Here is a 25,772-nt window from a genome sequence, read left to right on the forward strand (position 1 = left end):
TGGCGGCCACTGATGCACCGCGGCCTCGCAACAGGCATAGATCACCGCCTGCTTGAACTCTTCTGTATGGCTCCGCCTGCGGCGGCTTGGCTTCTCGATTTCCATAGTGTCCACCATTGTCTTTAGTGGACACTATCTTCACGGTCTAAGCCTTCAATTCACAGATGACTTTGCCGGGTGCTTACGATGACATACGCTCCGGTCGGCATAAATCGCTTGCCTTAGACCTGACCGCACTTCGCCGCCGACTTCAGATTATCCGTGGAGATCTTGAGCATGGCACCAAGCCAGTCATCAAGCGCATCAACCCGTACAAAATCTGTGCGAGTTTCATACGGCGGGTGCTTGAGCCACCAAGAAATTTCTCTACAAACGTAGACGTCCCGAAACTCTGTATCGCCTTCATTCTGGCTTTCTGGCCATTGAAGCAATTCCCTGAGCCGGTGCACATTTTTCGCCAAAAAATGACGCCGACGTTCAATTTTTGAAAACTGACCATGATCTTCGCCCCGGCCAAAGATACGCTCTCTTAAACGGCGTGCATCCTTGAGGCAGAACGGTGGTTGGTTGTACTTGCATTCGACCGCGACCCAGAGATTCCTATCTGGCCAATACGCAAGCACATCAAAGTCCCCTACATCATCAAACCGCTCTTTCGGAAACCTACGACGAAAATCAATTCCGTGCAAAACGAATTCGCCGTGCCTTCGAAATATCTCATGCGCCCGCACCTCTAAAAGCTTCTCAATTCCCTCCTTGATGTTGCGAACAACTTTTGCAACCGTTGGCCATTGGAAGTCTGCGGGCAGATAGCCATTGACAATGCTACCGACCCAGATCGAGCGAGAACGGTCAATTGTGGCAGCTCCCCAAGCTAGTACATTTTGATCAATCTGGATCAGGGGACGAATGGTATACCGATGCACACGTTTGGAATGCTCCCAAACTGGTACATCTGGCTCATCCTCCGTCTTACCAGCCAGACGGCGAACACCGATGGGGTCTAGTGTCAGGAATGCAATGACCTTCTCCGTGACGCCGTCAGGGATAGATGGCAGACGCTCACGCACTCGTTCAACAATTAAAGCTAACGGTGCAGCGTAGCCAAAACGAAGCTCATCGTCGCCGCCGGCCGAATGCCAGTGTGAGAGTACCTGGAGCACCTGGCTCAAATGGGTCAGGGAAAAGCCAAGATCCAAGCTGAACGCTTCATCGAGCTGAGCCCAGTTTTTGGCACTGTCCTGATCGGAGTTGACTTCATCGATTTCGGATAGCCCGATTCCTAGCCTTGTGCCCGCAAAGTCTTGAAGATACTGCAGTTCCTTTGTGTCTCGATCTTCCGAGAAAAAAACCGTGGGGACAAAAGAATCATTTAATTCAATTCCTCCAACATCGATCCCGTTATGAAGTGTGTCGCTTGCCTCATAAAGGACCGATAACCAGTCAATACGTGCAATTTGCTGAACAATGTCGGAGACCGTCGGCCGAATTTCACTTTGCACAGGAGAGCTGACGGAGCACTCTAGCAAGTAGCGATAGTTCCGGGCCATGCTGGTGTACTTCTCGTGCACTTCGGCGAATCGCGTGGATCGATCGAAGGAAACTTGATGGCTCAGGCTCAGCTTCAACCGCATCACCTCATACTGGTACTTCGCGGTTAACTCGTCGTGCTGAGCGATACAGATCTGCAGTAACTGCTTTCGATCGAATTTGGCGATCGTTGCATGCAGATCACTTCGCATCGTATCCCGGGCGGAGTTCATGATGAGCTTGGCCGGTTCCAGTTCATAACGAGCAGGAGCGACCCCTTGTTGCTTGAAGACGAAGGCTAACTCCTTGCGGGCGAGCTTAAATTGACCAGCATCTGGGAGGTTTGGGCTCGCATGGTCGGGCACGTCAAAGGGGCGCTGGGTGCTACGTAGTGTGAATCTTGGTGGTCGTTTCTCTGTCGCGCGTAGTGACTCCAAGACGTTTTCCTCACAACTCAAGCCAAGCAACGCTGACAAGCCAACGGCCAACTCGATCGCACATTCCACCTCAAACGAGGCATCTGCAGCGCAGTTGAGCCCAGAGTAAAGCCTGGAGAGATTTACTACCACCGCAAAAATCGCTTTCTCAGATGAACCAAAGGCGAGCTTCAGGCTTGTGAACAAGGGTAGCGACGCACAATGGGCTGTCGCCTCATCATCATCCCTCAACGGTAGTGTCCGAAGATCCATTTCACAGTGGATTGCGATCTGCTCTCGGCGAAATAGCTCTAGCTTCTCAAGCAGAGAACTACGCTGAGTGCATGCGTCAGCAACGCAATGAACAAACAACTCCAGTAGCGGCCCGTTCTCATAGTCGGGATTCGATCCGACTTCCATAAAAGCTTGCACTACACATCGCCCCACGCCGCCAGACCACGCAAGCGCGAAAGGTCCTTTGGCCTTCATCGAAGTAAGACCGTCTTCTCTCTTGTCCACAACCCAAGTGTGCCGATCATCAGGAAATCTATGCGGAGCGGATGCCCAGAAAGCCTCGAGTTCCCTGAAGCGCCAACAGGAGTTCCAGTGTGGGTCGAGGTTAATCCAATCAGGAGACTCAGCACCCTCTATTAAGACGCCATGGCTGTCGCGAAAGGCTGCAAATTGATCGATAACACCAATCATGCCTCGTGTGGATGACTCCGTATCGTCCAAGTAGGTAATGAACGCATCCAACTCGTCGCTGCCCTTCACTGAGTCAAAAAGCGATACAAAATCGGGCAATCCGATGACCCGCATACCCAAATCTGGCAACCCAAAGGATGCGGCCTGAGTACTAACCCGCGCGATGACAGCTACGAGTTGGATCCCGTTGGATCGTGGGAAATCTCCTTTTCCGTTGCGTAGCTCCACTATCTGCCTTTGATTAGGAAGCCTCAGTGCCCAACGCGCGCTTTCATCTACCAACCTGTTAAACCAACGCTCCATCTGCCCTAGCTTTGCCAGGTCATCAAGATTGATCGGCAGGATGAAATAAAGTTTTCCTTCAGAACGAACAACGGCAGCGATTTGTCGATCGAATCGATGTGATGTTCCGATGAGATCAGCGGGCCCGGCAATCACGTCATGTTCTCGGAGCCGATCCGACAAAAACTTGCCGAGCCGCCCGGCAAGCTTCCCTATGCCGTCAGCACGGAGAGAGTTAGCCTGTTCATGCCAAAGATCGATAACCACGCTCGAAGCAGCTCGTGGAGCAACCGGAAGGTATGCTTCCCCCACTTGCACCATAAGAGTGGGCAAGGCTGTCCCCAGCATAATTGCCTCATAGAAACTTCCTAGAGAGTCGGGAGCGCTCAGTGCCCCCAACTCCACTATTAGTTCTCTACTCGTTCCGTCAAAGTTCGATTGGATGGCAGCGTATGTGGATAACAACGCTTCACGGCACGAAAACCAGAACACATCTGTTGGTACCTCCATGTGCCCTGCGGCCACATGCTCTTCTGGTCCCACAAGAGAACCATCAATTGCTCCAAGAATATTCGCCTGCAGTGCAATAGCGAGATTCATGTCGCGTGTGGCAACTGGATGTTCAACACGAAGAAGCCTGAACGCCTCTATGAAGTCCGGAATCCGCTCGACACTGCCGCCGTAGAAGATGCGTTGAAAGCCATCCAATCCTGCTACGCGTATTTCACCCCAGTCTGCCTCCGGAACGAAATCCTCAAGCATGGGGAAGCTTGGTAACAGTCGCCTCAGCCCATTCAGAAAGTCTACGAACTCGTTATATGTGACGATAGCGCGACGACCCAGGAACTCACATAGAGGCATACTCAGAGCAATGAGCATAGCCAGGCTGTGCTTTACTTGGCTTGATCGATTGGGCCGCCAGAGGTCTGACACTCCGAGGGCAAGAATGATGTCGTAGGCGCCGAATTGGGTAAGGTAGCCCTTCAACTCCCCCAGTTGTTCATAGAATCGTTTGTCTTGCGAAGATTGTTTCAGCATTGGTGCCTCGACGACAACCGCCGGACGGTCTGTTTGGGCCTTACGCTTCTCCTGCTTCAGGCGCGATTTCTTCCCCATGATCGGCTCCTCTGAACGCTAATCGATGTCAACGCTTTGTGATTGAATGTTTTAACCCTGTAGAACCTGCTCAAGTTATCCGGCTAGGGAGACGCCTTTTGTGGCATGGCAATTCCGATGAACTGATAGGGGCGGTGCCATTCTTCTATCTTCCGGCCGACAATAATGCAGCGCGTTCGGTTTTGCTCTGCAAAAGCATCTCCCGCTAGTTGACTCACGATATCCTGACGCTGGTTTGAGAGGACTTCTGGGTAGACGTAGAAAATCACGCACGCCGCGCGATGTGCAGGGGGAGATACAACGAGAGAACAAAGATGCTTCGGGTCAATGTAGTTCTTGCGGACGTTCTCTCGCAGGATTTCCAGTTCGCTGAACAGGAGATCCTGCTCTTCGGCGCTACCCATGCTCAGCATGTCTAGCGACATGCTAGTCCACGATCTAGCATTTCTCCGCCGGATCTCTTGAATAATGCGCGCAAGCTGTGAGTGTATCTTCGGACTAGGCTTGCGTACCTCAACGCCGGCATCGATGCTGCAGTAGTAGTGGTCTATAGCTTGGGACATCTCAGTGATTGCTAGCGCGACCCCAGCCTCTTCAAGCGAGAAGATATTGAAGCCCGTCTGTAGGTAAAACCCTAAGTAGTCCAACTCGTCACCGAAGATGTCGATACTCTTCTGCACGCGCTCTCGCTCGGCGAGGTAGTGGAGAAAATACGCAGGCTCATCCAGGATGTCCGCGACGACCTCGAAATCCGCAAGCCCAAGCGTTGGTGCTAGGCGCAGGTCCTGAGGAACCCATCCAGCGGCCTTGAGTTCGTTCTCCGCACTGCAGATGGTAGAGAAGTCATCCAACGTGACCGAAACGCGAATGACAATATCGATATCGCCCAGAACCAGTCCAAGCGACGACACGATGCCGAATGACGATGGGTCTCCAGCCTTCGCCTGTAAGATGATTTGTTCGAGGCGGAATGACTGCTGAGCGGGGGATACCACCAAGTCGCGCACATGGCGTTTCACCCGGTCGGGTGCTCCACGTAGCCCTTGGGGAGTTAGAGCAGCAGACTTGGCTTCAACTATGAAGGCCACGCGATCGATTTGGCCCAGCAAATCGGTCTCGAAGATTTTGCCATCAACCTCCCACTTTGCATTCGTGGTGAGACTTATTCCAGGGAGGGCTCTCTCTACAACCTCCTTAACCTTGGCCTCCAAAAAAGTCGCACGGCGCCTTTCAAGTTTTGTCTTTACACCGGCCGCTTCGGCCAACGCGTTCATTATTGGGTGAATATGACTGAATATGATCTGCGGGGTTGGAAAGAAGAACTCCCCGGCGATTTTCATGCCTGGAGAAATCCATATTGGGTTAGCAAGAAAAAAACTGTCTATCTGCTCAGCACAAAGATCACCAGGACGCAGAGACAATTTTCCTAGTATCTGCCCAACCACCTCACTGGTTCGTCCAGTCAGTTCGGCAAGCTCGTCTGCATCGGCAATGCCTAGCTTGACCAACGCGATATCAGCGTGAGCCAGTAATCGATACTTGACCATTTGTGTAGTCACGTCCTTCGGAATGCCGGCCAGGAATTCCGAAGGGTCACCTTCGACATCTGGGTACTTGGCGTAGAAGTCCCGAACCAACTGCTCGGTGGTGCTGGCCCGGAAGATGTCGCGCAGGACAGTCCATCGCTGGTTAGCTCGCCGCTCAAACGATGTGAGCAGTGCCTTGGAGACTTCGATCATATCTGTGGCGCTGAACCCAAAATGACTTGATAGATCCTGGTCAAGTGCCCCGTACATTTCTTTCGAAATTCTGACAACTGCTGAGAAATAACCCCAATTCCGGACCATCTGGGTATGCGCCCGGAGACGTTCTTGGAGGGCTAGTACGACACGTTGCTGTTCATCGCGCTCCTCATCCATTGCGACGAATCTGCGGTACATGAATGCCTCGGCCAGTTCGCCTGCCTGGTCGATCACCTGCTGGATGACCTTAGGTGGCGCTGGTTCGCTTCCCCACTCGGCATGAGGTAGAGTCAGCGCAAGCGCCTGCAGCATCTCAACATGATGCTGTTGCATGTTCTCTATAAACCCTTGGGACGACACACCTTCATCACCGACTCCCACTTGCAGGCCATACGTGGCAATCGTCGAAATAATGAAAGGCGGATACCAAGTGCGGAAGTGACCGAGAAGCGATTGAAGAATCGCTGGAAACTTTTTGCTGCTCTCCTGCCCCGTGGATAGAAAAGCTTTCTTCAAAACATCTTTATCGATTTTGTTGAAAGGGTGCTCGAAGGCCGTGAATCCCAGATTCTTCGGGTTTTTGATATGTTTGTCTTTCCGCCTCTTAGATTTCAGTTTCCGCTTCACTTTATGCTCGATTATTGTGACCATGGAGGTTGTCAGCCTCTAAGACATGTGCGTCCGTCACGCTTTTCAATCAGAAGCCTATGGCCCTTTTGCTTGCTAGACCGGTGTTTATTTCAAATCCAAACCGGACGCTGAAAAAAATCTATCAAACCCGGATGATTCAGCGGCTATTTTAGAATTCGGCAGAACTCGGCCAATATCGCCTCGATCTCTGCTGCAAAATTGACCTCATCGTAACAGGTGAACCATAACGAATAACTGCACGCCGCGTGGACAACCGATTGTGCAGATTGCCTTGCACTCGGTCTCGAGCGGCTGGAATGTGCTTAGTAGACATACTGATCCTCCTTTTCTCAATAGTCGGAGATGGGGTCGTTGAACACGTCTGACGCGATCGGCATAGAAATCGCAGGGCTGGCTGACCGCACAACAGCGTCACCGTTGGTGGGCGATATCGGGTACTGACGCGGAAAAGCCCTCGCCGTAGCCAGGCTCATTTGTCCAATGGCACCTTCACGCGCCAAGAGCCGCAGCCGATTGATCCGTTTCGTCCCTTTCTTGAAACGGATCAGGTCATCGTAAAGCTGAGAGTCGTCCGCGCGGTCCAGCTCAAACAGCATGCGGATCGTCTCGTGCACCGGAATCGTCTTCTCGCTCATCACGCACCTACCTGGTCCACAGTGCTGGAGCCACTGAAGAGCTTGTCCACGTGATTCATGCCGGCGATCTGGAAACCCCGGACGTTGGCATGCAGGGGATCCTTCACTTCCAGGATGCGGTGCTTCGGAAAGGCCTCTTTCACCGCCTTCTTGAACAGATATGCGCCGCCGCCGACCAGGATAATGTTCTGGAAGCTGTAGCTCGCCTCAATCCAACGCATCATGGACGACACGGCCTGCTGGGCGATGGAATGGGCTATGGGCATGGCCCGCGAGATGTCGTAGGGCTTCTGGTAGATCACCGGGTTTTTGCCGGTGCGGAGCGCCACGTCGATGGCCTCGATATCGTTGTAGGGCGTACCGATGTCGTGCCCAACCTCTGCGGCAATGGCTTGCAGGATGTCGAAGATGCCCCGGTTCACCGAATGGCTCTTGTTCTGCACCAGACGCATCCCCCGAGCCACCAGCCAGTCGAAGGTACGAGAACCCGGGTCCAGGATCAAGCTCTGCTCTAGTTCGATGCTGCACATCTTCCCGTGCTGTACGGCAAAATCGACCAAGGCTCCCTGCGGTTGCGCGACAGCCAAGGCCTGGCGAACCACGACGCTCTTGCCATTTCCAATGCCGTGCGTCCCGATTATCGCCTTCTCAAGGGCGGCTTTCTTGGTAGTAAGCACAGCCACGGGTAACCCCACGACCAGCAGGTCGATGACAGGCTGCTTCATGAAGGCCAATGCCCCTCTCAGCAACGCCATGTACTCCGGCGTCTCGGTGTAACGATCATGCATCTGAGTAGCACGGAAGGTGTCCGCGGCCAGTTCGACCTCGGGACCGACCTCATAGAACAGGCCGTTGATCGGAATCGCCACCGTCTTACGCCGCTCGTAGCCGGACTGACCGGAATGCTCGCGCATGGTCGGATAAGCGACCGAAGGGAAACTGGCACAGCGGATATCACCGCCGGCCACGCTGCTGATGTATTTGGTGTTGCCAAACCCAACATCCACCGCTCTGACGACATAGTCCATGTGAGACTCCAATAATAGGTTTCAACGGCTAGCATCGGTATCCCGACGCGGCCAGCCCACGCGAAAACCATCTTGTTTTGCCCAGCTATCGCAATCAGCCTCGACCGCATTCGAATTCCAGTCGACCTGGGATGCGATGAACATAGAGTTCCTGCGCCGAGCATCAAAACGCCTTCCGCTTCGTCCTACGGTCTCACTGGATCAGGATGCGTCAAGGGCACATTTCCAGCTATTTCCCTACGGTCCTGAGCGAAGTGGAGTCGAAACCTTCACGGTGGTAACCAGAGGCCGAAAAAACGCCCGTCAAGCCCTGATTCCGCCTCACTCCAATCGTCACTTGAAAAATAAATTCACCCTGAGTTTCAATTTCAAGTGCCATCCGCAAGCCCCTACATTCCTGGTGTTTCGGCAGGTCTGCCCATTGACCTACTCTCGCTCAAGGTGTGAACTACAGGCTCCCGAGGCCATCCAGGCCTGCTCCATCGCGGAGCGAAAGGCGTTGCGGTCGTTACCCGCCTCTTCAGCCCCGACCTTGAGTCGGGTTGGCATGGCCCCCGAGGCCATGCTCGAAGCCGCTCTACCCGTAGTGCAACGCCAGACTTTGCCGGCAGCTTCCTGTCGGACGCCCCTCGAGGGCATGTCTCGCGTTCGGTTTAACTGGCCGGCACCCGATGCCGCACCCCTGTTCCCGTCATTGTTCGAGCATGCGCACTGCGCAGCACACGTCGTGTGGCCCCCATGGGCTCCGCGTGTGAAGCCGCTCGTACGTCTGTACTGCCCTGGGCTTTCGGTCGGGGGTGGCCCCATGCAGATGGATGACGCTACGAATCGAGGACTGATCACCCTGTAGCGCAAGGCGAGACCTTCGCGCCGATGCTGTCCCCGCCTTCGAGGCGAGGCTGCATCACCCACCCCGTCGAACGCAGAAATGCGGAAGCGGACAGATCACCGTTTCATTTTTAAGGCCGACCGAGCCGGAGAGCGCATGAGGTGCGACACCGGTAAACCCTGGGTAGGCATGGCGTGCTCGTGGTCGCACGCCGTCCCGAAAAGATCGACCACGCCTTACGGACGCGACGGAATCTGCGTCCGCATTGAACCGACAGATTCCATCCAATACATCTGCTGTGGGCTGACGGGACAGCGCATGGCGACAAGGAGATTTGCTATGTCAACTTCTACTTTCACCAACACTTCCCGCTTGCGTCGCCGGGTCCAAGGCGCCACTGGCTCGGGCCCAACCACTCACCAGCCGGCACGTCGCCAAGAGTGGGCCTCTCTCTCACCCGCCGAGATACTGGCCCACTATCGTCCGGGCAAAGCGGACCCCTTACAGGTACTCAACGTCCTGCTGGAGTTGTTCAACACGCAGCACACCGCCCTCGACAAGACGGTCTCCCACAAAACGCGGCAGGAACGTGCCGACTTCCTGCGACGATTCTTCCGCGATCTCAAGTTGAAGGCCAATTTCGCCACCATGCCTGATCCCCGCAATCTCGGTGATCGGCACATCCGGGCAATTGTTGCCGTGTGGCGCGAGGAGAAACTCGCTCCGTCGACGATCCAGACCTACCTGAGTTTTTTGCGAGGACTGGCGCTATGGATAGGCAAGCCTGGTTTTATCCATCCTCCAGCCTACTACGGCCTCACACTCAGGGAATACCAGCGCGACGAAAACGCCCAGCGTGACAAGAGCTGGACGGCTGCCGGCATCGACATCGATACCGTGATTGAACAGACCATAGCATTCGACCGCTACGTCGGCGCGTCCTTGGGTTTGATCCGGGTGTTCGGCCTGCGCCGCAAGGAAGCGGTGATGCTTCGCCCGCACTTATCCACTGTGCCGTTCGAAACCACAGGCCTGCCACCCGAGGAAAGAGAGGCCGACCACTATCTGCGGATCAAGGCAGGTGCGAAAGGAGGACGACTGCGTTTTGTGCCACTGGATACCGAGCAACGGATTGCTGCTCTGAAGTTTGCACAGGCTGTCGTTCAGGGAGTGGATTCGCACCTGGGGGATCCCCGCCACAGCCTGAAACGCAACCTGCGGCGCTTCGATTACGTGATGGACAAGTTCGGCATCACGGCAGATGGACTGGGTGCCACCGCGCACGGGCTGCGCCATGAAGCGATGATCGATCACTACACGAACAAGGCTGGCGGGGAACCTCCGGTACGAGGTGGCGGTGATGTGCCGCGCGCGGAAGATGCGACGGCAAGACTCTCGGCCGCGCGGCTGGCCGGACACAACCGGGCCAGGGCATCGGGAGCTTATTTGGGTGGGCTGCTCGCCCGGAAGGCGGTGCCAAGTGCACAACTGCAAACGGAGGCACCGGACACATCCGGCGATGAGGATTTTCTCGAAGGGCGTTGAGTTCGAACCTGTACCCGGCCCACTCAAGAAAATGGGGCCAATGCGCCCCCCGTGTTTACCCCGTCGATCACGGTCGCATTCCCATGCGGCCGCGCAGTCCCTCGCGGTAGAGCACGGCTCCGATGTGGCAGAGAAGCGCTTGATCATCCTCGGAAAGAACGAGGCCATCCATCCAGGTGGCAAGCTGCACAATGGCCTCGTCGATGGCTTCTGCGCTGCCGCTGATGTCCAGCAGTTCGGCATGAGCCTCGAACTGCTTGATAATGGGGTGATCCATAATCCGGCCTCCGCTTTCCGTGGAATGGAGACCATCATAGTACCCATCGCTCAGAAAATCATATCGCTCAGGATGAAACGAAAGGAGCCCCCCGTTTCAGACGTCTGGTCGCCAGAGAATTAGCCAGATTCCAGAACTTGATTGATTGCCTGCTATGCAATGGCCCGTCAGTCGGCCTCGATTCCAGCACGCAAGGCCGCCGCCACAATAGCCTGCCGAAGCGCGTTGTTGAGCCGCAACGGAAGACCAATCCGTGTTCCCGTGAACACCGTCCCCACGCGGTCACCGAACAGTACGACGGCGCGATCCCGATCCCGTTGGCGCGACATCCAGACCAGGCCGTCCACATCGGCACATTGGCGATGAATCGCCTCGGCCCAACGTGTCGTATCCGGATAATCTCGGGCTGGGCTCGCAATCAGCTCCGCGTTGGGTACCGTGAGACGATGCAAGCCATCGGTCGTCAGGTCGACGAGACGCAGAGACCTCCGGAAAACCAGTTGACCGTGTCCACGTTCGGCGAAATCGTCGAGATCGACAAACTTGACCGGAGCGTCGATCGGCACGTTGTGGAATACCGTCTCGAAAATCGCGCAGTCAAGAGTCGATCCACCGTAAAGGTAGGGCACTACCCTGCCGTGCAGGTCGCGAATGGGTGCGAACCGGGCCGGGTTGCGGAGCCCCCCCGCCCCGTCCACGCCCGGATTGAAGCTCTCTGGTGGATAGGCCGTGTCATGGATCACATGAATCACCTCACCGGCCGGCCAGTCCTCAAAGAGGGGATCAAGCTGCAGGTACGGGGAACGGCATGTCACGCGGCGCTTCCGGCAGCATCATGCCGGGCCGCGCCAATGACCGCCTCCGGATCGGAAAGAAGCATGACGACCGGACGCGCACTGCCGGGCAGCCAGCCGTTGTTCGAGGTGAACCACAGCGCCAGCTTCCACGGGGCCTTGCGCTCACCGAATGCAGCCAGCACGCTCTGCACCGCCTTGATCGGCTTGTGGTCCGCAAACTGGAAGGCCGGGTAGACGTCACGCTCGCGGGCACTCTTGTCAGGGTGCGGCACCGCGAACACCTGTCGGCGCTTGCGCCAGTTGTCGGCGAGCGTACTACGGCTGGCAGCGATAGAACGGTTCGCGTCGGCCAACTGCTCGGCCGAGAAGTAGTCGAACTCGTTGAGCACGGCGGCATGGCGCGCGGCCAGACGCTGGGCCATCTGGATATCCACTGCCGAAGGGGCCAGCATCTGTGCTGCCATGAAGCCAAGCATTTCTTCCAGACGACGTTCCCGCACATTCGCCGTCTTTTCCAGCAGGAGACGTCCGAGCAGGGGCATCATCCCTTCCAGCACACGGGATACGGCCTCATCCTTCACGCCAATCAAATAGGTGTGCTCCTACTTGCCGCCCGTCGACTGTGGGCAAGACTGAAAAGACAGGACATCACCGGAGAAAGCGACCTGGGTAACGGTATTAGACATGATCATCAGCCAATTGAACCAATTGACCTTATTCTGTAAAACAAAGTCCATTTGGTCAAACCTAACCCCTCCCAGGATTGCATTACTGCTGAAATGGCCAGGGGCTGCCGTTATTGGTTCTTCGTGTATCAACAACTAACAGATTTCCTGCGCGGAAGACTTTCACCAAGCAGGCTTGCGAATTATGATCAGCCTTTCGTAAATTTCACTTTCGAACTATGACCCTCACCAAAGCAGACCTCGCTGAACTACTCGTCGACGGCGTTGGCCTCAACCACCGGGAGGCCAAGGAGATGGTTGAGGGATTTTTCAAAGAGATCTCGGATTGCCTGGAGCGTCATGAAGAAGTGAAACTCGCCGGCTTCGGCGTATTCAATACTCGTAGAAAAGCCGCGCGGCCAGGGCGCAACCCCAAAACGGGGGAAGAAACACCCATCTCCGCTCGTCGCGTCGTGACCTTTCATCCCAGTGGTAGCCTCAAAGACTCAGTGGAGGCCAGTCCTCATCTATCCCTCGATGAAGCGAAAGCTGCCTGAATACAGGCAAGTAAGTATCTCCCGGCAGGGCCGGGCTTTAATTGGTGAGCCGCTCAAAGCGGCTATGTGGGGTCGCTAACGCGGCCCCTGTTTTTGGGCACCACCTGTCGGTTGCCGTTCAACGCCCCAGGTTCAGTTAATCCAGTCGCTCACACGAAGCCCATGTCTAAAATGTATTCGACTCATGCTTTCTAGCACCTGGGAATATGAACCCCAAGCACATTGCCTGACTCAGCAATATGCCGAATAGCGATCTCCGCTGACTCAAAACTCAACTATCAGAAATAGACATTAACTACCTGAATTCATGGATTTAGGTGAAGACGATAATCTACAAACAAAGCCCGCATTGATGGGTTTTTTTGTTCTGATATATCTTGCCCTCCAACGCTGGACGCGACATTAGTCTATACGCATCTAGGTTATTGACTGAACCATCAGCCGCATATCCGACCTCAAAAACTCGATCAACTGCCGGGACGGCAGGGGCCGGCTGAAGAAATAGCCCTGCATTTCGTTGCAGCCAAGTTGCCGGAGGATGGCGACCTGCTGCTCGGTTTCGACGCCTTCGACGATCACATGCAGATTGAAGTTTTTGGCAATCCCGACAATCGCCTGAATGATGGCGAACGAGTCGTGAGAGGTTCTCAGGTCGCGCACGAATGACTGGTCGATCTTGATCCGGCTGACCGAAAAGCGGCGCAGGTAATTGAGCGACGAATAGCGGGTGCCGAAATCGTCGATCGAAATATGGACGCCGGTGCTGCGCAGATGTTTGACGCGCGCCACGATGTTCTCGGCGTCCTTCATGAGCAGGCTTTCGGTAATTTCGATCTCGAGCGATTCGGGCGCGATACGGAATTCGTCGAGGGGGAGGCGAATTCGCTCGAGGAGGTCGATGCGGTCGAATTCCCGGGCCGAAAGATTGACGCCCAGTCGGAGGTCGCCGAATCCTTGCTCCTTGAGGTACGCCAACTGGGCACAGGCTTCGCGCAGCACCCAGTCGCTGATGGTGATGATCAGTCCCGTCTCTTCGGCGATGGGAATGAAGAGATCCGGGCTGATCATGCCGGCGCTCGGATGGTGCCAGCGAATCAGGGCCTCAACCCCGACAATCTTGCCCAGTGCTGCATTGATTTGCGGCTGGTAGTGCAATTCGAACTGATTGCCTTCCTTGACCGCTTTGCGCAGGTCGTTTTCCAGTGACAGGCGATCGAGGTGAGCCGTGTGCATATCCGGCTGGAAAGCCAGAGCGCCGTTTTTCCCCTGATCCTTCACTTTGTACATTGCCATGTCGGCGCAGCGAATCAGATCTTCGGCACTGGTGCTGTTGTCAGGGTAGACGGCGATGCCAATACTGGTCGTCGCCAAAAACTGGGTTTCGCCCAGCACGAACGGTTTGCGCAGTTCGGCGAGAATTTTCTCGGCAACGACGTGGACGTCTTCGTTATTGCTGATGTTGGGCAGCAAGGCCGTAAATTCGTCACCACCCTGCCGCGCCAGGGTGTCACCTGTGCGCAAACAACTGCGGACGCGCGCGGCAAATTTTCGGAGCAGTTGATCACCGATCTGGTGACCATAGCTGTCGTTGACCAGCTTGAATCGATCGATGTCCAGAAACATGACCGCGAGTTTCTCTTTGCGCCGTGATGCCTGTGCAATGGCCATCTCGAGGCGATCGACAAACAGTATTCGATTGGGCAGCTTGGTCAGCAGGTCATGAAATGCCTGGAAGGTGATCGTTTCTTCGGCTTTCTTGCGTTCCGAAATGTCGCGCGCCACGCCTGAGGTGCCGAGGAACGCATCTGACGATAGGCTCGGTGCACCTTCATAGACGCCCTGTGAGCTCAGGATGGCTGTCATGACCGGCCCGCCGCCAGCGCGCGGCATGGCGGGCTTGCGTTTGAAGCGCACTTCAAGATTGCTCGTCGCGCGTTCGCCGACTCGCCTTTCGTTGAAGGCGTATTGGACATGCTCGTGGTCGCGTGGATCGACGATCCGGGTGTAGTTTTGCCCGACCAGTTCTTCCGGTGCATAGCCCAGCAAGCTGCTGACGCGCCCGTTGATGAAGGTGAATCGGCCTTCGCGATCAAGCGTAAAGATCAGGTCGGGCGACTGCTCGACGAGGAAGCGGTGCAATTGCTCGGAATGCTGGAGCTGGGTCGAGACGACAGCGAGTTCCTGGTCGCGGTGTCGATTGGCCAGGGCGCGGTCAACGGCCAGGATCATGTCGTTCGGATCGCAATCCTTGCGCAGGAATTCGAAGGCCCGGTGGCGCAGCGCGTGAATCGCCGAGTTGATCGACTTGTCCGCACTGAAAACGATGACCGATGTGTCGATCTTGTGCGAGGTCATCCACTCCATGATCTCGAAGCCCGAGATGTCCGGCAGCCGCAAATCGAGGATGACTAGGTCTGTCTTGCCTTCCTTGAGCTTGGCAATGGCCTCCTGCCCGGTGCTGGCTTCGCTAATTGAGCGCTGCTCGCCGGCCAGCAATTCCTTGTAGGCGAGCCGAAAGCGCGGCTCATCGTCGACGATCAGAATATTCTGCTGCGACCGAATAGCGGGAACCCTGGCCAACTCATACAGTGCGGTGATGGCGTTCATGCACTATTGTCCCGAGGCAGGTGTTCGGTTCTTGGGGATCAGCAGTGCAATGCTCGTGCCGGCGCCGATCTGGCTGCGGCAGGTGATGAGTATTCCTTCCCTTTTGGCCAGACTGCCGACGACGGACAGGCCAATGCCGCGTTGCGCGGTGTCAGTTATCGGCTTCGGTCGGTAGATCGCCTGTATGGTTTCCTCGGACATCCCCGGGCCATTGTCATCGACCCGCAACTGCACATAGCTGACGCCGTCATGGATGATGTTATCGCTGACCGAAATCTTGATGAGCTTGCCCTCGCCCAGGGCCTCCGACGCGTTTTTCCAGAGGTTGAGGACGATCTGTTTGAGGTTGTCGCGATTGACCGGGACGAGTAGCTCAAGCTGGGGTAGCGCCGTTTCGACGCGTATTCCCTTGGCGTTGAACAAGGTGTCGGCATAGAGCACGAGAAAATCGTTGAGGACGCTGACGAGATCGATGCTTCGGGTATCCGCGGTGGTTTTGATCGATTGCGTCATGTGGCCGACGATGTTGGCGACGCGATCAATTTCCTCGGTCAGTACCGCCAGCTCCTGGCGAACGCCATCCTCCGGCAGCTTGCGTTCGAGAATGCTCAGATAGCTCTTGATGATGCCCAGCGGGTTGCCGGCCTCATGGACTATCTGCCGGGCCTGACGGGTAAATTGCTGGGTCAGTTCGGCTTCGACCTGCTGGCGGTGCTGCGCTGCTTCAAATACGGCATCGAGGCTGATCGCCGCGATCTTGCCGAAATTGGCCAGCCAGGGAACGCGGCGCTGCAGGCGACCGTACTGCTTTTCGGAGAGGCCGCAAAGCATCACGCCGATGACGCGATTGCGCGCCAGCATGGGGATGCAGAGCAGACCGTCGGCAGACAGGGCACGGGCGAGTTGCAGGTCAAGCAAGGCGAGAGGTTCAGTCTGATCAAATGTTGTTCGAACCTGGCGTCCAATGACGGCTGCTGCGGCCAGCGAGCGGGAAGAGATCAGTGGGATGGAAAGTTGTCGGAACAGTTCCGGCTGGGCGCCAACTTTTTCGCCGGACAGCGCGTCGCCTTTCTCATTGGCGAGCAGGATGGCGACTTTCGGGAGATCAAACAGGATGCGGGCGGATTCCCGCAAGGCGAGCAGGACTTCGGTGTCGCTGCCGAGCTGGAACAAATCCTGTTGCAAAGGCTGCAACATCGCCATGCCGCCGACCATCGCGGCAATATCCTCCTCGGCCGCGTTTGCCAGATCGGACAAACGAGGTGTCGGCGCCGATGGCACCATGCTGCGTTTGGGAAAATCGTCGGCAATGCTGATTCCCAATGCTTCGGCAATCTGACGGGCGCGCTGGACCGCACGTTCCCGAACCGCCAGCAGTGCTGACATTTCCAGTTTGGGGCTGCTGCGATTAACGACCATGCCCAATTCAGGCGTGCTCTCCGTGGTGGTGCTTAACGCCTGGGCGATCCAGACTATCTGCGGCAGGGTGGTTGCCGTGACGATCTGTGCCGCCGAGGCATGATGGAAAGCCACGCTATCGGCCAGCACGGAGTCCAGCCCCCAGCGGTCGATCAGCCAGCCGCCCACGTCGGCATGTGTCGTCCCGAACAGTTGGGATTCCTCGGTCTGGAGCCTGGGGGTTTCGGTCGAATTGACCAAAAAACGCTGATACGGCTCGCCAATCGCCGAGAGCAGGATCAGTTCGCCGATATCGTGCAACAGCCCCGACAGATAGGCTTCGTCAGGATGCGGATATTCCGCCAGCTCGGCGACGCCGCGGGCAATTTCACCGACCAGCAGCGAATGGCTCCAATAGTCGGCGACATCGAATTTGTCGAGGTTGGGATTGCGGTCAAAAAGCCGCTGGATGGAAAGGCAGGTCGCCAGAGAACGAACGAGGCGTGTTCCGAGCGCGATCAGGCAGGTTTCCAGATTCTTGAGTTCTTTGCCCCGGCGCAGCGCGGGCGAGTTGGCGACACTCAGTATGCGGCTGGCCAGGCCGGGGTCTTGTTCGACGATGGTCGCCAGTTCGCCCATCGTTGCCTGTTCGTCTTCGACGGTCCGCATCAGTCGCAACAGAATCTCGGGCGGTGACGGAACACGAGCGCTTTCGATTGATTCTTGAACAGATTTAGGGAGACGTTGCATGTGTGTGCAGAATCGAAGACTGCCTATATACAGAGCATGTAAGGAGGATGATCTAATCATCTACGGGAACAACCGCTATTGCAACGTACATAGTTAATAGGTCGGACGTATGAAAATTCAGAAGGCATAAGACCGCCATAGCGCTAGATTTGAAACTAAGAGCCACAGTCCTACGTAAGCGTCGTCCCGACACCGTCTTACCGTTAGATTTTGAGGTCTTGGTAGGCCAGGCTCAGGGCGATGTTGTCGAAATGAGTTGGGTTGAACGAATCGCCGTACCACTCGAGCATTTGTTGGCGCTCGGGATGGTTGGGGTCCGCGATGGCAAAAACGAAATCCGCGTAGCCCAGCGCGCCACCGACATCTTCGGGTGGTGCGCATTGGGACCGCCGAGACACAGGGCGCGGTCGCTTAGCTTGGGAGCGCCGAGCAATTTCTTCTCGAGCTTGATCCGGTGTTCCCAGTGGTCGCCAAAGTCGTAGATATATTTGAAAGAAGTCATGCCGCCCAAGGCGGTCTTCAGTTGAATCCGCTTCTCGGAACGAACTAGCTCCCAATCGAACTCAGGGTCAGGAATAGCAAAGCGTTCGCCATCGATATCGAATTCATGCAGGAGACAATCACCCCAGTTGAAAGCCATTTGTAGCATATGGTGCAGATTGCCCAGCGTGATCGATTCCGGAACGACGATGCGTTTGCCTGGTTTGCCCAAAAATCGGTTACTTGGACCGAATCAAGGCATTCTTGCGGCAGGAATCCCCAGATGGAAACCTTGCGCATAGTCGACGCCCATCCCCTGCAATGCCAGCAGTATTTCTTCCGACTCCACGAACTCCGCAATCGTCAAAATACCGAGCTCCTGGCAGAGGCGAGTCAAGTTGCGCACCAGCGTACTGTCGATCTTGGATTTGACAATATTCTTCACAAACGCACCATCGATCTTGACGTAATCGAAGGATAACTCGCGCAGATAGTGAAAAGAGTTGTAGCCACTACCGAAGTCATCGAGCGCGAACAGGAATCCTTTTTTCCGCAAGTCACCGAGGAATTTCCTCATGTGAGTCATGTCACTGATGGCATCACGCTCGAGAATCTCAAAGACGATAATGCTCGGCGGAATCTCCAGTTCAGCACAGAGTTGCTCCGCATACCCGAGAATGCCCCGCCCCTGGATTTCCTGGGCAGAGAGATTGATGAACAGGCGAAATGGCGGCTTCTTTTCGTCGAGCTGCACACGCGCTGCAACCAACGCCTGTTCGATGATGGCGCGATCAAGTTCCCGACCCAAGCCATACTTTTCAATCGTCTCGATAAACGCCCCGGCAGAGAGGACTTTTCCGTCAGCTTCCTTGATCCGGGCTAGAGTCTCATAAGCAAACGGCTCGCCTGTCTTGCAATCGAAAATAGTCTGGTAGTACGGAATCACACGCCCCTCCCGCAGCGACGCGCGAAGCGTTTCCGCATAGTCACGATTCAACCGACTGGCATGTAGGCGGTCTTTGACCGACTCCAGCGTCCCGATCGCATCCTTCCCTAGCTCCTTGGCGCGATAGAGGCCGAGATCAACACCCGCCATCAGGTCGGAAATGCTCTTGGCGTCGCCCGGATAGCTGACGGCACCAATCGAGGTGGTGATGTGAAAATACTTGCCGTCCTCCCCCTCAAAGGTCATCTGCCGCAATTCAGTTCTGAGCTTTTCGGCAACGATCATCGCCCCGTCGATACCCGTCTCGACCAGAATAATCGCGAACTCATCGCCGCCGATGCGAGTTGCCAAATCTCCTTTGCGCATGACCGAATGCATGGTCTCTGCGACCTGCCGCAAGACGCTGTCGCCACACGGGTGACCATAAGTGTCATTGACATCCTTGAAGTCGTCCAGATCCAGCATGAGAATGGAAAATTCGTGTTGATGCCGCTCCGAACGGCCTATTTCATAATCAAGAATGTCATTGAAGTAACGCCGATTATGCAGACCGGTAAGCGGGTCATGCGTCGAATAGTATTCAAGTTCGGAAAGTGTTCGGCTGAGCGCCTTACTCGACCCCACCACCATCACCATCACCGCCAGAATCGAATGAATGACACTGCTTTCCTGAGCGGTCAGGCCATCGGTTGACGCATAGGCGATCCCTAGGAGACCGGCCAGATTGGAGGTATCGAGGTCGGGAACAGGCACCGTGATCATTTGGATATTCTCGATATCCGCATGAGCCCTGCCCTTTTTATTGATGACCTGAAACTCTTCAATATCCAAAGGCACGTCGGCCGGCAGGCTCAGGTGTCCGATCATGTCCCGCGCCAGATTATCCCGTGCGCGCCTCTTTACCTCCTCCGGATAATCGCCCATGTAGTAGATGTAAAGCGACAGGACGTTGTCTTCGGCAAAGGCAATAAAGAAAACATCGAACGGAAAGAAGGCATGAAATCCCAGCAAAACCTCCTGGACAAAGGCTTTCCACTGGGTGACTTTTTCGTGGGAGAGGACGATGGTTTCGAGAACCCGGCTTTGGCGTTCGAGAAGGTCTTTCTCGATCAAGGTGCCGGCCAGATCCTTGGTCATCCGGTTGAACTCAAGCATGACCTGCTGAAGATCATTTGCATTACGCTGCCACTGTCGCCGCCGCTCCCCAATCAAAAGGTCCAACGTCTTGTCGAGCCGACTACAGCGGGCCACGGCCTGCTTGAGGCTGGTCGTGATCTCGTCCCGCTCTGCTTGCTCCAGTTTTGCCGAGGTAACCCGCGCAATGGACTCTTTGAGCCCGGCAAGAAGTTCGGCATGGGTGCTCTGGGTTAATTCGGTAACGCTCGCGGCAAACAGACGGGTTCTGGTCTGGTTCTCGAATAATGCGGTGAACCGCTCGAGGACCTTTTGCCGCATTTCCGCCTGGCGTTCGGGATGAAGTCGCGGGACGCTCGTCATCCTCAACCCCCCTGCTGGAATCGACCGGCCCCCACCATCAGGTCGACGCCGCACTCCAGATTTTTGAACCACTTCAGGAATGCAGGAACAGCGGCGCCACGATAAACAGGGCCATGCTGCGGGGCAATAAAGTCGATATCCAATTGGGAAACAGCCTCGACCCAGAATCGAGCCGCCCGGTTAGAGCACATGTAACGACGGTGAAACCCTTCGATATAAGGCAAATGGGCAGCAAAATCATCCACGTAGGGATGATCTTCGCCCTCCGGCACCATGGCAGCACCGATATCGCCAGTAAACAAAACCTTGGCGATCGGATCATAGACATTGATCTGGCCTTCCGAATGCAGGAAATGGGCTGGCACCAACTTCAGATCGAAACCCGCTGCCAACTGGCAGTTCATCCCTTCGTCCGGCACGCCAACAAAACGCTGCATGGACGAAACCCCGTAATGGGGAAGAAAGCGCAACCAGATACTCGACACGTAAACAGGTGCATCCGTGATTTCGAGCCAGGTCGCGATCCCGCCGACGATATCCGGATCCTGATGCGAGAGCATGATCGCTTTCAGCTTGTCGGGGCTGACATAGTTCAGCAGCTCCGAGAGGACCCGCGGCATGACACCAAAGCCACCTGGATCGAGCAAGACCCCATTGTCCTCGTGAACAATCAGATACTGGTTGGAGCGGATGCCATCCTCCTCGCCGGGCTCACTCTCGTTCAAGAGAATGAATTTGTGCTGCTCGGAGCTGTATATCGGAATATTTCGCATGCTGTTTCCCCTTGGTGTTTCTTAAGTAGGTGGTCCCCCGTGGCCGGGGTGAGCGATTGTTCGCCTCTTCACCTTTTATGAATCTGAAATCCGCCAATCAAGGCCTTTAAACCCACTGATGTCTCGAGCAATTCATTGGAATCCAGATTTGCTTGCTGTGCTGCCGCCAAGTTGCCCTCGATCAGTTGCGTAATCCGCTCCATGTTCTGGGCAACTTCTTCGCTGGCCTGGGTTTGTTCGACAGTAGCCGCCGAGATACTTTGCGCCATTTCGGCCACCTCGTCGGCAGCCTGCGTTACACCATCCAGGCTCTCGGCACTGCTTTGCAAGGAGGAAGTTGTCGCCTCCACTTCCTTGCGGGCCGAAGCCATGGCTTCAACAGCTTCGAGCGTCACGCTCTGAATCTCGGCGATGGTAGCGGCGATATCGCGCGTACTAGTCGAGGTTCGCTCGGCCAGTGTCCGTACTTCGTCGGCGACAACGGCAAAGCCACGCCCCTGCTCCCCGGCGCGGGCAGCTTCAATGGCGGCATTTAGCGCCAGAAGATTGGTTTGCCCGGCAATATCGGTAATCACCTTGGTAATGCTGCCAATCTTGTTAATGGCAGCCGACAAGGTATTGATCGTCGAACTCGACCGCTCCACGGCATCGACGACGCGCGTCGTCATCTGTACCGTTTCCCTGATTCTGGCATTTCCTGATTTGATCAGTTGCTGAGCACGTTGCGCTGCGCTTGTTGTGTCGCTTGCGCTGTTGGCGACTTCGCGAACCGAGACACTAAGTTCTTCGGTGGCGGCAGCCACACTCTTGGCACTGTCAAACTGCAGGGTGGATTGTTCATTGACCTGCCCCATCTGCCGGCTCAGGTTCTGGCAGCGGGTTTCGATTGCGGAGGATGCACTGGAGATATCATCAAGCATGGCGAGGAGGTGAACCTGCATTCCGCCCAATTGGCAGAAAAGGAATCCTGTTTCGTCCCGGTTGGAGACATCGACATCGTTGGTCAGATTGCCTTCCGCTATCTGGTCAAAAAACTCTGCGACTCTGGAGAGCGGCCGGTCGATCTTGATGGAGAGATAAACGCCGACGGAGATTGCGATCAGCGAGGAGATCAAAGCCGCCACGCCGACAAACAGCGTCCTTTCAGATGTCAGTTCGCTGGCAAATGACGCCACCGTGATACCCGCCGTCAGCGCAGCCATGCCCCCCATGATGGTCCACAACCTAGTACTAAAAGAAAAGCGCCCGAGCAACCCGGGATTGACCGTCGGCAGTTTGGCCTGTTTTTCCCGAACCTGACGGTACAAACCTTCAGCCTGACTGACCAAGTCTCGGGCGGGTTCGGTACGAACGGACATGTAACCAACCGTCTGGCCATTCTTGCGCACCGGCACAACAAAGGCCTTGACCCAATAGTAGTCGCCGTTCTTGCAGCGGTTTTTGACGACACCGTGCCACGGCAAGCCACTCTTGACTGTCCGCCACAAATCGGAAAAAGCCTCGGGTGGCATGTCCGGATGGCGCACCATATTGTGCGAGTTGCCGATCAATTCCTGACGGCTATAACCGCTAATTTCCACGAATGCGTCGTTGGCATGCGTGATGACGCCTTTAAGGTCAGTCTTGGAAACGAGGTATCGGCCTTTAGGATAGGCGACCTCGTTCTGCGTGACGGGCAGATTTATTTTCACGAGCTTCTCTGTTGATGCGGTCGCTTATCCCCAAATATGGAATTGCTTAACCTTGCGATTTACTCATGCGGCGAGGTCTTTTGAACGCCCCGTCCACCCCAAGCCAAAGAACCTCTAGCTTAGGGAACAAGATATCGATCATTCATAGTTCTGTATGTCAGGTTTTCCTGAATTTATTAAGGAAAACCCCAATTGACACGGATCCGGGCAGACAAGGCCCTTGGCAAACGCTGGTTCCGTGCAGCAACAATTATTTGCCTTGCAGAAACATCTGCCTTGAATCAACCATCAGCAAGGCCGTGACGAATAGCGTAGCGCATCAAATCAGCATTGTTGTCGATGCTGAGTTTCTCCATTAGGCGCATCTTATGGGTACTGACCGTTTTTGGACTCAGATGAAGTCCTTCAGCAATTTGCCCGAGCGACTGCCCTGCTGAAATTCCTTCCAGGACCTGACGCTCCCTCCCGGAAAGAGCTTGGCGAGGTTGAGCGAGGCCGCAAGTAACATCAAACAACATGACGTCAACCAAAGCCGGATCCATGAATTTCCCACCGTCGGCAATTTTACGAATCCCGCTGATCAAGACTTCCGGTTCACTATCTTTGGTCACGTAGCCGCGAGCACCTGCTTTGAGCGCTCGTGCAACGATTTGTCCTTCATTGTGCATCGATAGCACAAGAATCGGCAGTGAAGGCCATCGGGCACTAATACTCTGAATCAGGTCAACTCCCTGCGTATCAGGCATCGCCATATCGAGCAAAACCAGGTCGACCTGTATCTCGCTCAAACGATCCAGGACTTCCTGGCCCTTCGTCGCTTCGCCAACGACCACGATATCAGCAGTCGTCGCAATTATCTGTTTCAGCCCGCCGCGGACGATAGCATGGTCATCGGCAACGATGATCCTGATCACACCTTTGCCCCCATCGGAAAGGGAAACTCAATCGATACGGTTGTTCCCCGAGCCGGCGCACTTTCAATCTGAAGTTTCCCGCCCAAACCAAGAGCCCGCTCTCGCATGCCAAAAAGCCCAAAGCCCCGTGACTGGATCACTGCACTCGGGTCAAAACCGCAGCCATCATCTTGAATCTTCAGCAGGAGTTGCCCATTACCCCTGCTCAGCGCGATCACCACCTCGCTGGCCTTGGCATGACGTGCAACATTGGTTAATGACTCCTGCACGACACGAAAAACAACGGTAGCTTGAGTATCGTTCATCGAAATTTCTTCATTTCCCAAGTCCAGGCGACAACAGATATCCGAATGCGCCTCCAAGTCTTGGGCGAGCCACTCGATAGCCGGAACCAAGCCCAGATCCAGTGCAGACGGCCGAAGGTCACTGGCAATATTGCGGACAACGCCGATGGTGCCTTCGGCAAGCACCCGCATGTCCTCCAGCTTTTCCAGTAACTCCGGATCTTTGCCAAAACGCAGGCGAAGCAGGGAAATATCCATTTTTAGTGCTGTCAGGCGCTGGCCAAGCTCGTCATGAATTTCATGAGCAATATATTTCCGTTCTTCTTCGAGAAGGTTTTTTTGATGCAGTGATAACTCTCTTAGCAACTGCCGCGACTCAACCAAAGCCAACTCTGTTTGCTTGCGCTCAGTGATGTCTTGTGTAGTCCCGCGGATTTTTGCAGGCTTTCCAGAAGCATCAACAACAACCTCACCGCGGAGGCAGACAAAACGTAAGCCACCATCCGTCGGAAGTAATATTCGAAGATCGATGGTAAACATTTTGTGGTCTTGCAATGCCCTATTAAGCGCACCTTCAAGCAGTGGGCGGTCGTCAGAGTATGCATTTGAAATAATATCTTTGTAAGTCTTTGGGAGTTGTGAGCGATCAATCCCAAAAAGATGGCAAATTTCATCCGACCACTCGAAGGAGTCTTCCTCGATATTCCATTCCCATTCGCCAATTCTGCTAATCCGCTGGGCATGCGCCAGCCCAGCCTGGCTGGCCCGCAAGCTCTGTTCTATGCGCTTAAGCGTGTCGATGTCGAGCATTTGTCCAATGGTGTAGATCGCTAAGCCACTCTTGTCACATATCTGTGATACCACCATAACCGCCCAAACCACCTGCCCATCCTTGCGCACGTAACGCTTTTCCTGACGGAAAGTCGACATTTCGCCTGCAAGCAAACGTTGGCGCGCTTGGACATTGGCCTCGATATCCTCAGGAAAGGTTATTTCCCGATAGGACATGCGGAGTAATTCCGATTCGGAGTACCCAACGAATTCGCACATCGCTCGATTGACTTTGACATAACGCCCATCGATGTTGGCAACGGCCATCCCAACTGCAGCAGCATCGAAGGTGCTTTGAAAAAAATCCTTGCTGATCCGCATTTCTTCTTTGGCGCGCCGAAATTTGCTGATAACCAATATCGCGCAGCCAAGAATGATTGCTGCGAGAGAGAAAACTGATACGAAAAAAGTCTGAAACTCAATATTCAAGTTTGAATTCATGTAACGAATGGCCTCTACATACAACCAGTCAAGCCGTACTTGAGTACGATATTTTTTCTACTAAACACGCACGCTGCCCCAGTCGTATTTAGCGGCAGCTTGCGAAGTAACATCTCACACTGAACTTAGCACATGAACGACATTCACCAATCAACAGAAGGCCCCCTTGCTCCTCCGCAACTCTCAGGATAGCCAGTCATTTGGGACCCATTTGACATCATCTTCAGCAAGCGACAGAGCAGCGTTTCGTCGATCATGGTGTTTCGGACAGCTGGATAGAGAGGACACTCATGGCTCACCCACTTACCATCGCCGGCACCTGAAGCGGTCGCCTGAAACGGGGGAACGTCGTATCGTCACGACTACCGATAGCGCAGCCAATACT

16 protein-coding genes and 1 pseudogene are annotated in these 25,772 nt (G+C 55.1%); 2 read left to right on the forward strand and 15 right to left on the reverse strand.

Annotated features, from left to right (window positions below; genetic code table 11):
• Positions 1-221: 221 nt before the first annotated feature.
• The 4 genes from KI610_RS12940 to KI610_RS12955 form a co-directional block, all read right to left on the reverse strand.
• Positions 222-4,049, reverse strand: a complete 3,828-nt coding sequence (locus KI610_RS12940) for a hypothetical protein (RefSeq protein WP_226495378.1) — start codon at positions 4,047-4,049, stop codon at positions 222-224.
• Between the two features lie 83 nt (positions 4,050-4,132).
• Complete coding sequence (locus KI610_RS12945) at positions 4,133-6,418, reverse strand: hypothetical protein (RefSeq protein ID WP_226495379.1); 2,286 nt, start codon at positions 6,416-6,418, stop codon at positions 4,133-4,135.
• 353 nt (positions 6,419-6,771) lie between these two features.
• Positions 6,772-7,077: a hypothetical protein gene (locus KI610_RS12950; protein WP_226495380.1), complete on the reverse strand. Its 306-nt coding sequence runs from the start codon at positions 7,075-7,077 to the stop codon at positions 6,772-6,774.
• Positions 7,077-8,105, reverse strand: coding sequence for a PRTRC system protein D (locus KI610_RS12955; protein ID WP_226495381.1), 1,029 nt, complete (start codon positions 8,103-8,105; stop codon positions 7,077-7,079). The genes KI610_RS12950 and KI610_RS12955 overlap by 1 nt, the downstream gene beginning before the upstream one ends.
• A gap of 1,168 nt (positions 8,106-9,273) precedes the next feature.
• Between KI610_RS12955 and KI610_RS12960 the strand changes: the two genes are divergently transcribed.
• Positions 9,274-10,479 carry an integrase domain-containing protein gene (locus KI610_RS12960; RefSeq protein WP_226495382.1) on the forward strand — a complete coding sequence of 402 codons (1,206 nt, stop codon included), beginning with the start codon at positions 9,274-9,276 and terminating at the stop codon, positions 10,477-10,479.
• Positions 10,480-10,546: 67 nt separating this feature from the next.
• On the opposite strand, the gene KI610_RS12965 is transcribed toward KI610_RS12960, so the two are convergent.
• From KI610_RS12965 to KI610_RS12975, 3 genes are all read right to left on the reverse strand, one after another.
• A complete protein-coding gene (locus tag KI610_RS12965; protein ID WP_226495383.1) occupies positions 10,547-10,756 on the reverse strand; it encodes a hypothetical protein in 210 nt (69 codons plus the stop codon).
• Positions 10,757-10,923: 167 nt separating this feature from the next.
• Complete coding sequence (locus KI610_RS12970; RefSeq protein WP_226495384.1) at positions 10,924-11,571, reverse strand: RES family NAD+ phosphorylase; 648 nt, start codon at positions 11,569-11,571, stop codon at positions 10,924-10,926.
• Positions 11,568-12,143: a hypothetical protein gene (locus KI610_RS12975; RefSeq protein WP_226495385.1), complete on the reverse strand. Its 576-nt coding sequence runs from the start codon at positions 12,141-12,143 to the stop codon at positions 11,568-11,570. The genes KI610_RS12970 and KI610_RS12975 overlap by 4 nt, the downstream gene beginning before the upstream one ends.
• Before the next feature lie 314 nt (positions 12,144-12,457).
• On the opposite strand from KI610_RS12975, the gene KI610_RS12980 reads away from it, so the two are divergent.
• Entirely contained in the window at positions 12,458-12,775 is a 318-nt protein-coding gene (locus KI610_RS12980; RefSeq protein WP_226495386.1) for an integration host factor subunit alpha, read from the forward strand.
• Positions 12,776-13,192: 417 nt separating this feature from the next.
• Here KI610_RS12980 and KI610_RS12985 read toward each other — a convergent pair whose 3' ends face one another.
• The 8 genes and pseudogenes from KI610_RS12985 to KI610_RS13020 all read right to left on the reverse strand — a co-directional run bounded on the left by KI610_RS12985 (position 13,193) and on the right by KI610_RS13020 (position 25,387).
• The gene (locus tag KI610_RS12985; protein ID WP_226495387.1) at positions 13,193-15,382 is read right to left on the reverse strand and encodes a GGDEF/EAL domain-containing response regulator; all 2,190 of its coding nucleotides are present in this window, start codon (positions 15,380-15,382) and stop codon (positions 13,193-13,195) included.
• Positions 15,383-15,385: 3 nt separating this feature from the next.
• Positions 15,386-17,449: an HDOD domain-containing protein gene (locus tag KI610_RS12990; RefSeq protein ID WP_404827403.1), complete on the reverse strand. Its 2,064-nt coding sequence runs from the start codon at positions 17,447-17,449 to the stop codon at positions 15,386-15,388.
• Positions 17,450-17,733: 284 nt separating this feature from the next.
• Positions 17,734-18,179: pseudogene (locus KI610_RS12995) on the reverse strand (plasmid pRiA4b ORF-3 family protein).
• 84 nt (positions 18,180-18,263) lie between these two features.
• Entirely contained in the window at positions 18,264-20,411 is a 2,148-nt protein-coding gene (locus KI610_RS13000) for a putative bifunctional diguanylate cyclase/phosphodiesterase (protein ID WP_226495389.1), read from the reverse strand.
• Positions 20,412-20,455: 44 nt separating this feature from the next.
• Positions 20,456-21,226: an oxygen-binding di-iron domain-containing protein gene (locus KI610_RS13005; RefSeq protein ID WP_226495390.1), complete on the reverse strand. Its 771-nt coding sequence runs from the start codon at positions 21,224-21,226 to the stop codon at positions 20,456-20,458.
• A 68-nt stretch (positions 21,227-21,294) separates the two neighbouring features.
• Entirely contained in the window at positions 21,295-22,917 is a 1,623-nt protein-coding gene (locus KI610_RS13010; RefSeq protein ID WP_226495391.1) for a methyl-accepting chemotaxis protein, read from the reverse strand.
• 281 nt (positions 22,918-23,198) lie between these two features.
• Entirely contained in the window at positions 23,199-23,831 is a 633-nt protein-coding gene (locus tag KI610_RS13015; RefSeq protein WP_226495392.1) for a response regulator, read from the reverse strand.
• The gene (locus KI610_RS13020; protein WP_226495393.1) at positions 23,828-25,387 is read right to left on the reverse strand and encodes a PAS domain S-box protein; all 1,560 of its coding nucleotides are present in this window, start codon (positions 25,385-25,387) and stop codon (positions 23,828-23,830) included. Before KI610_RS13020 ends, KI610_RS13015 begins: the two co-directional genes overlap by 4 nt.
• Between the last annotated feature and the right edge of the window lie 385 nt (positions 25,388-25,772).

This window comes from Ferribacterium limneticum, from assembly GCF_020510565.1.
Lineage (GTDB): Bacteria > Pseudomonadota > Gammaproteobacteria > Burkholderiales > Rhodocyclaceae > Azonexus > Azonexus limneticus_B.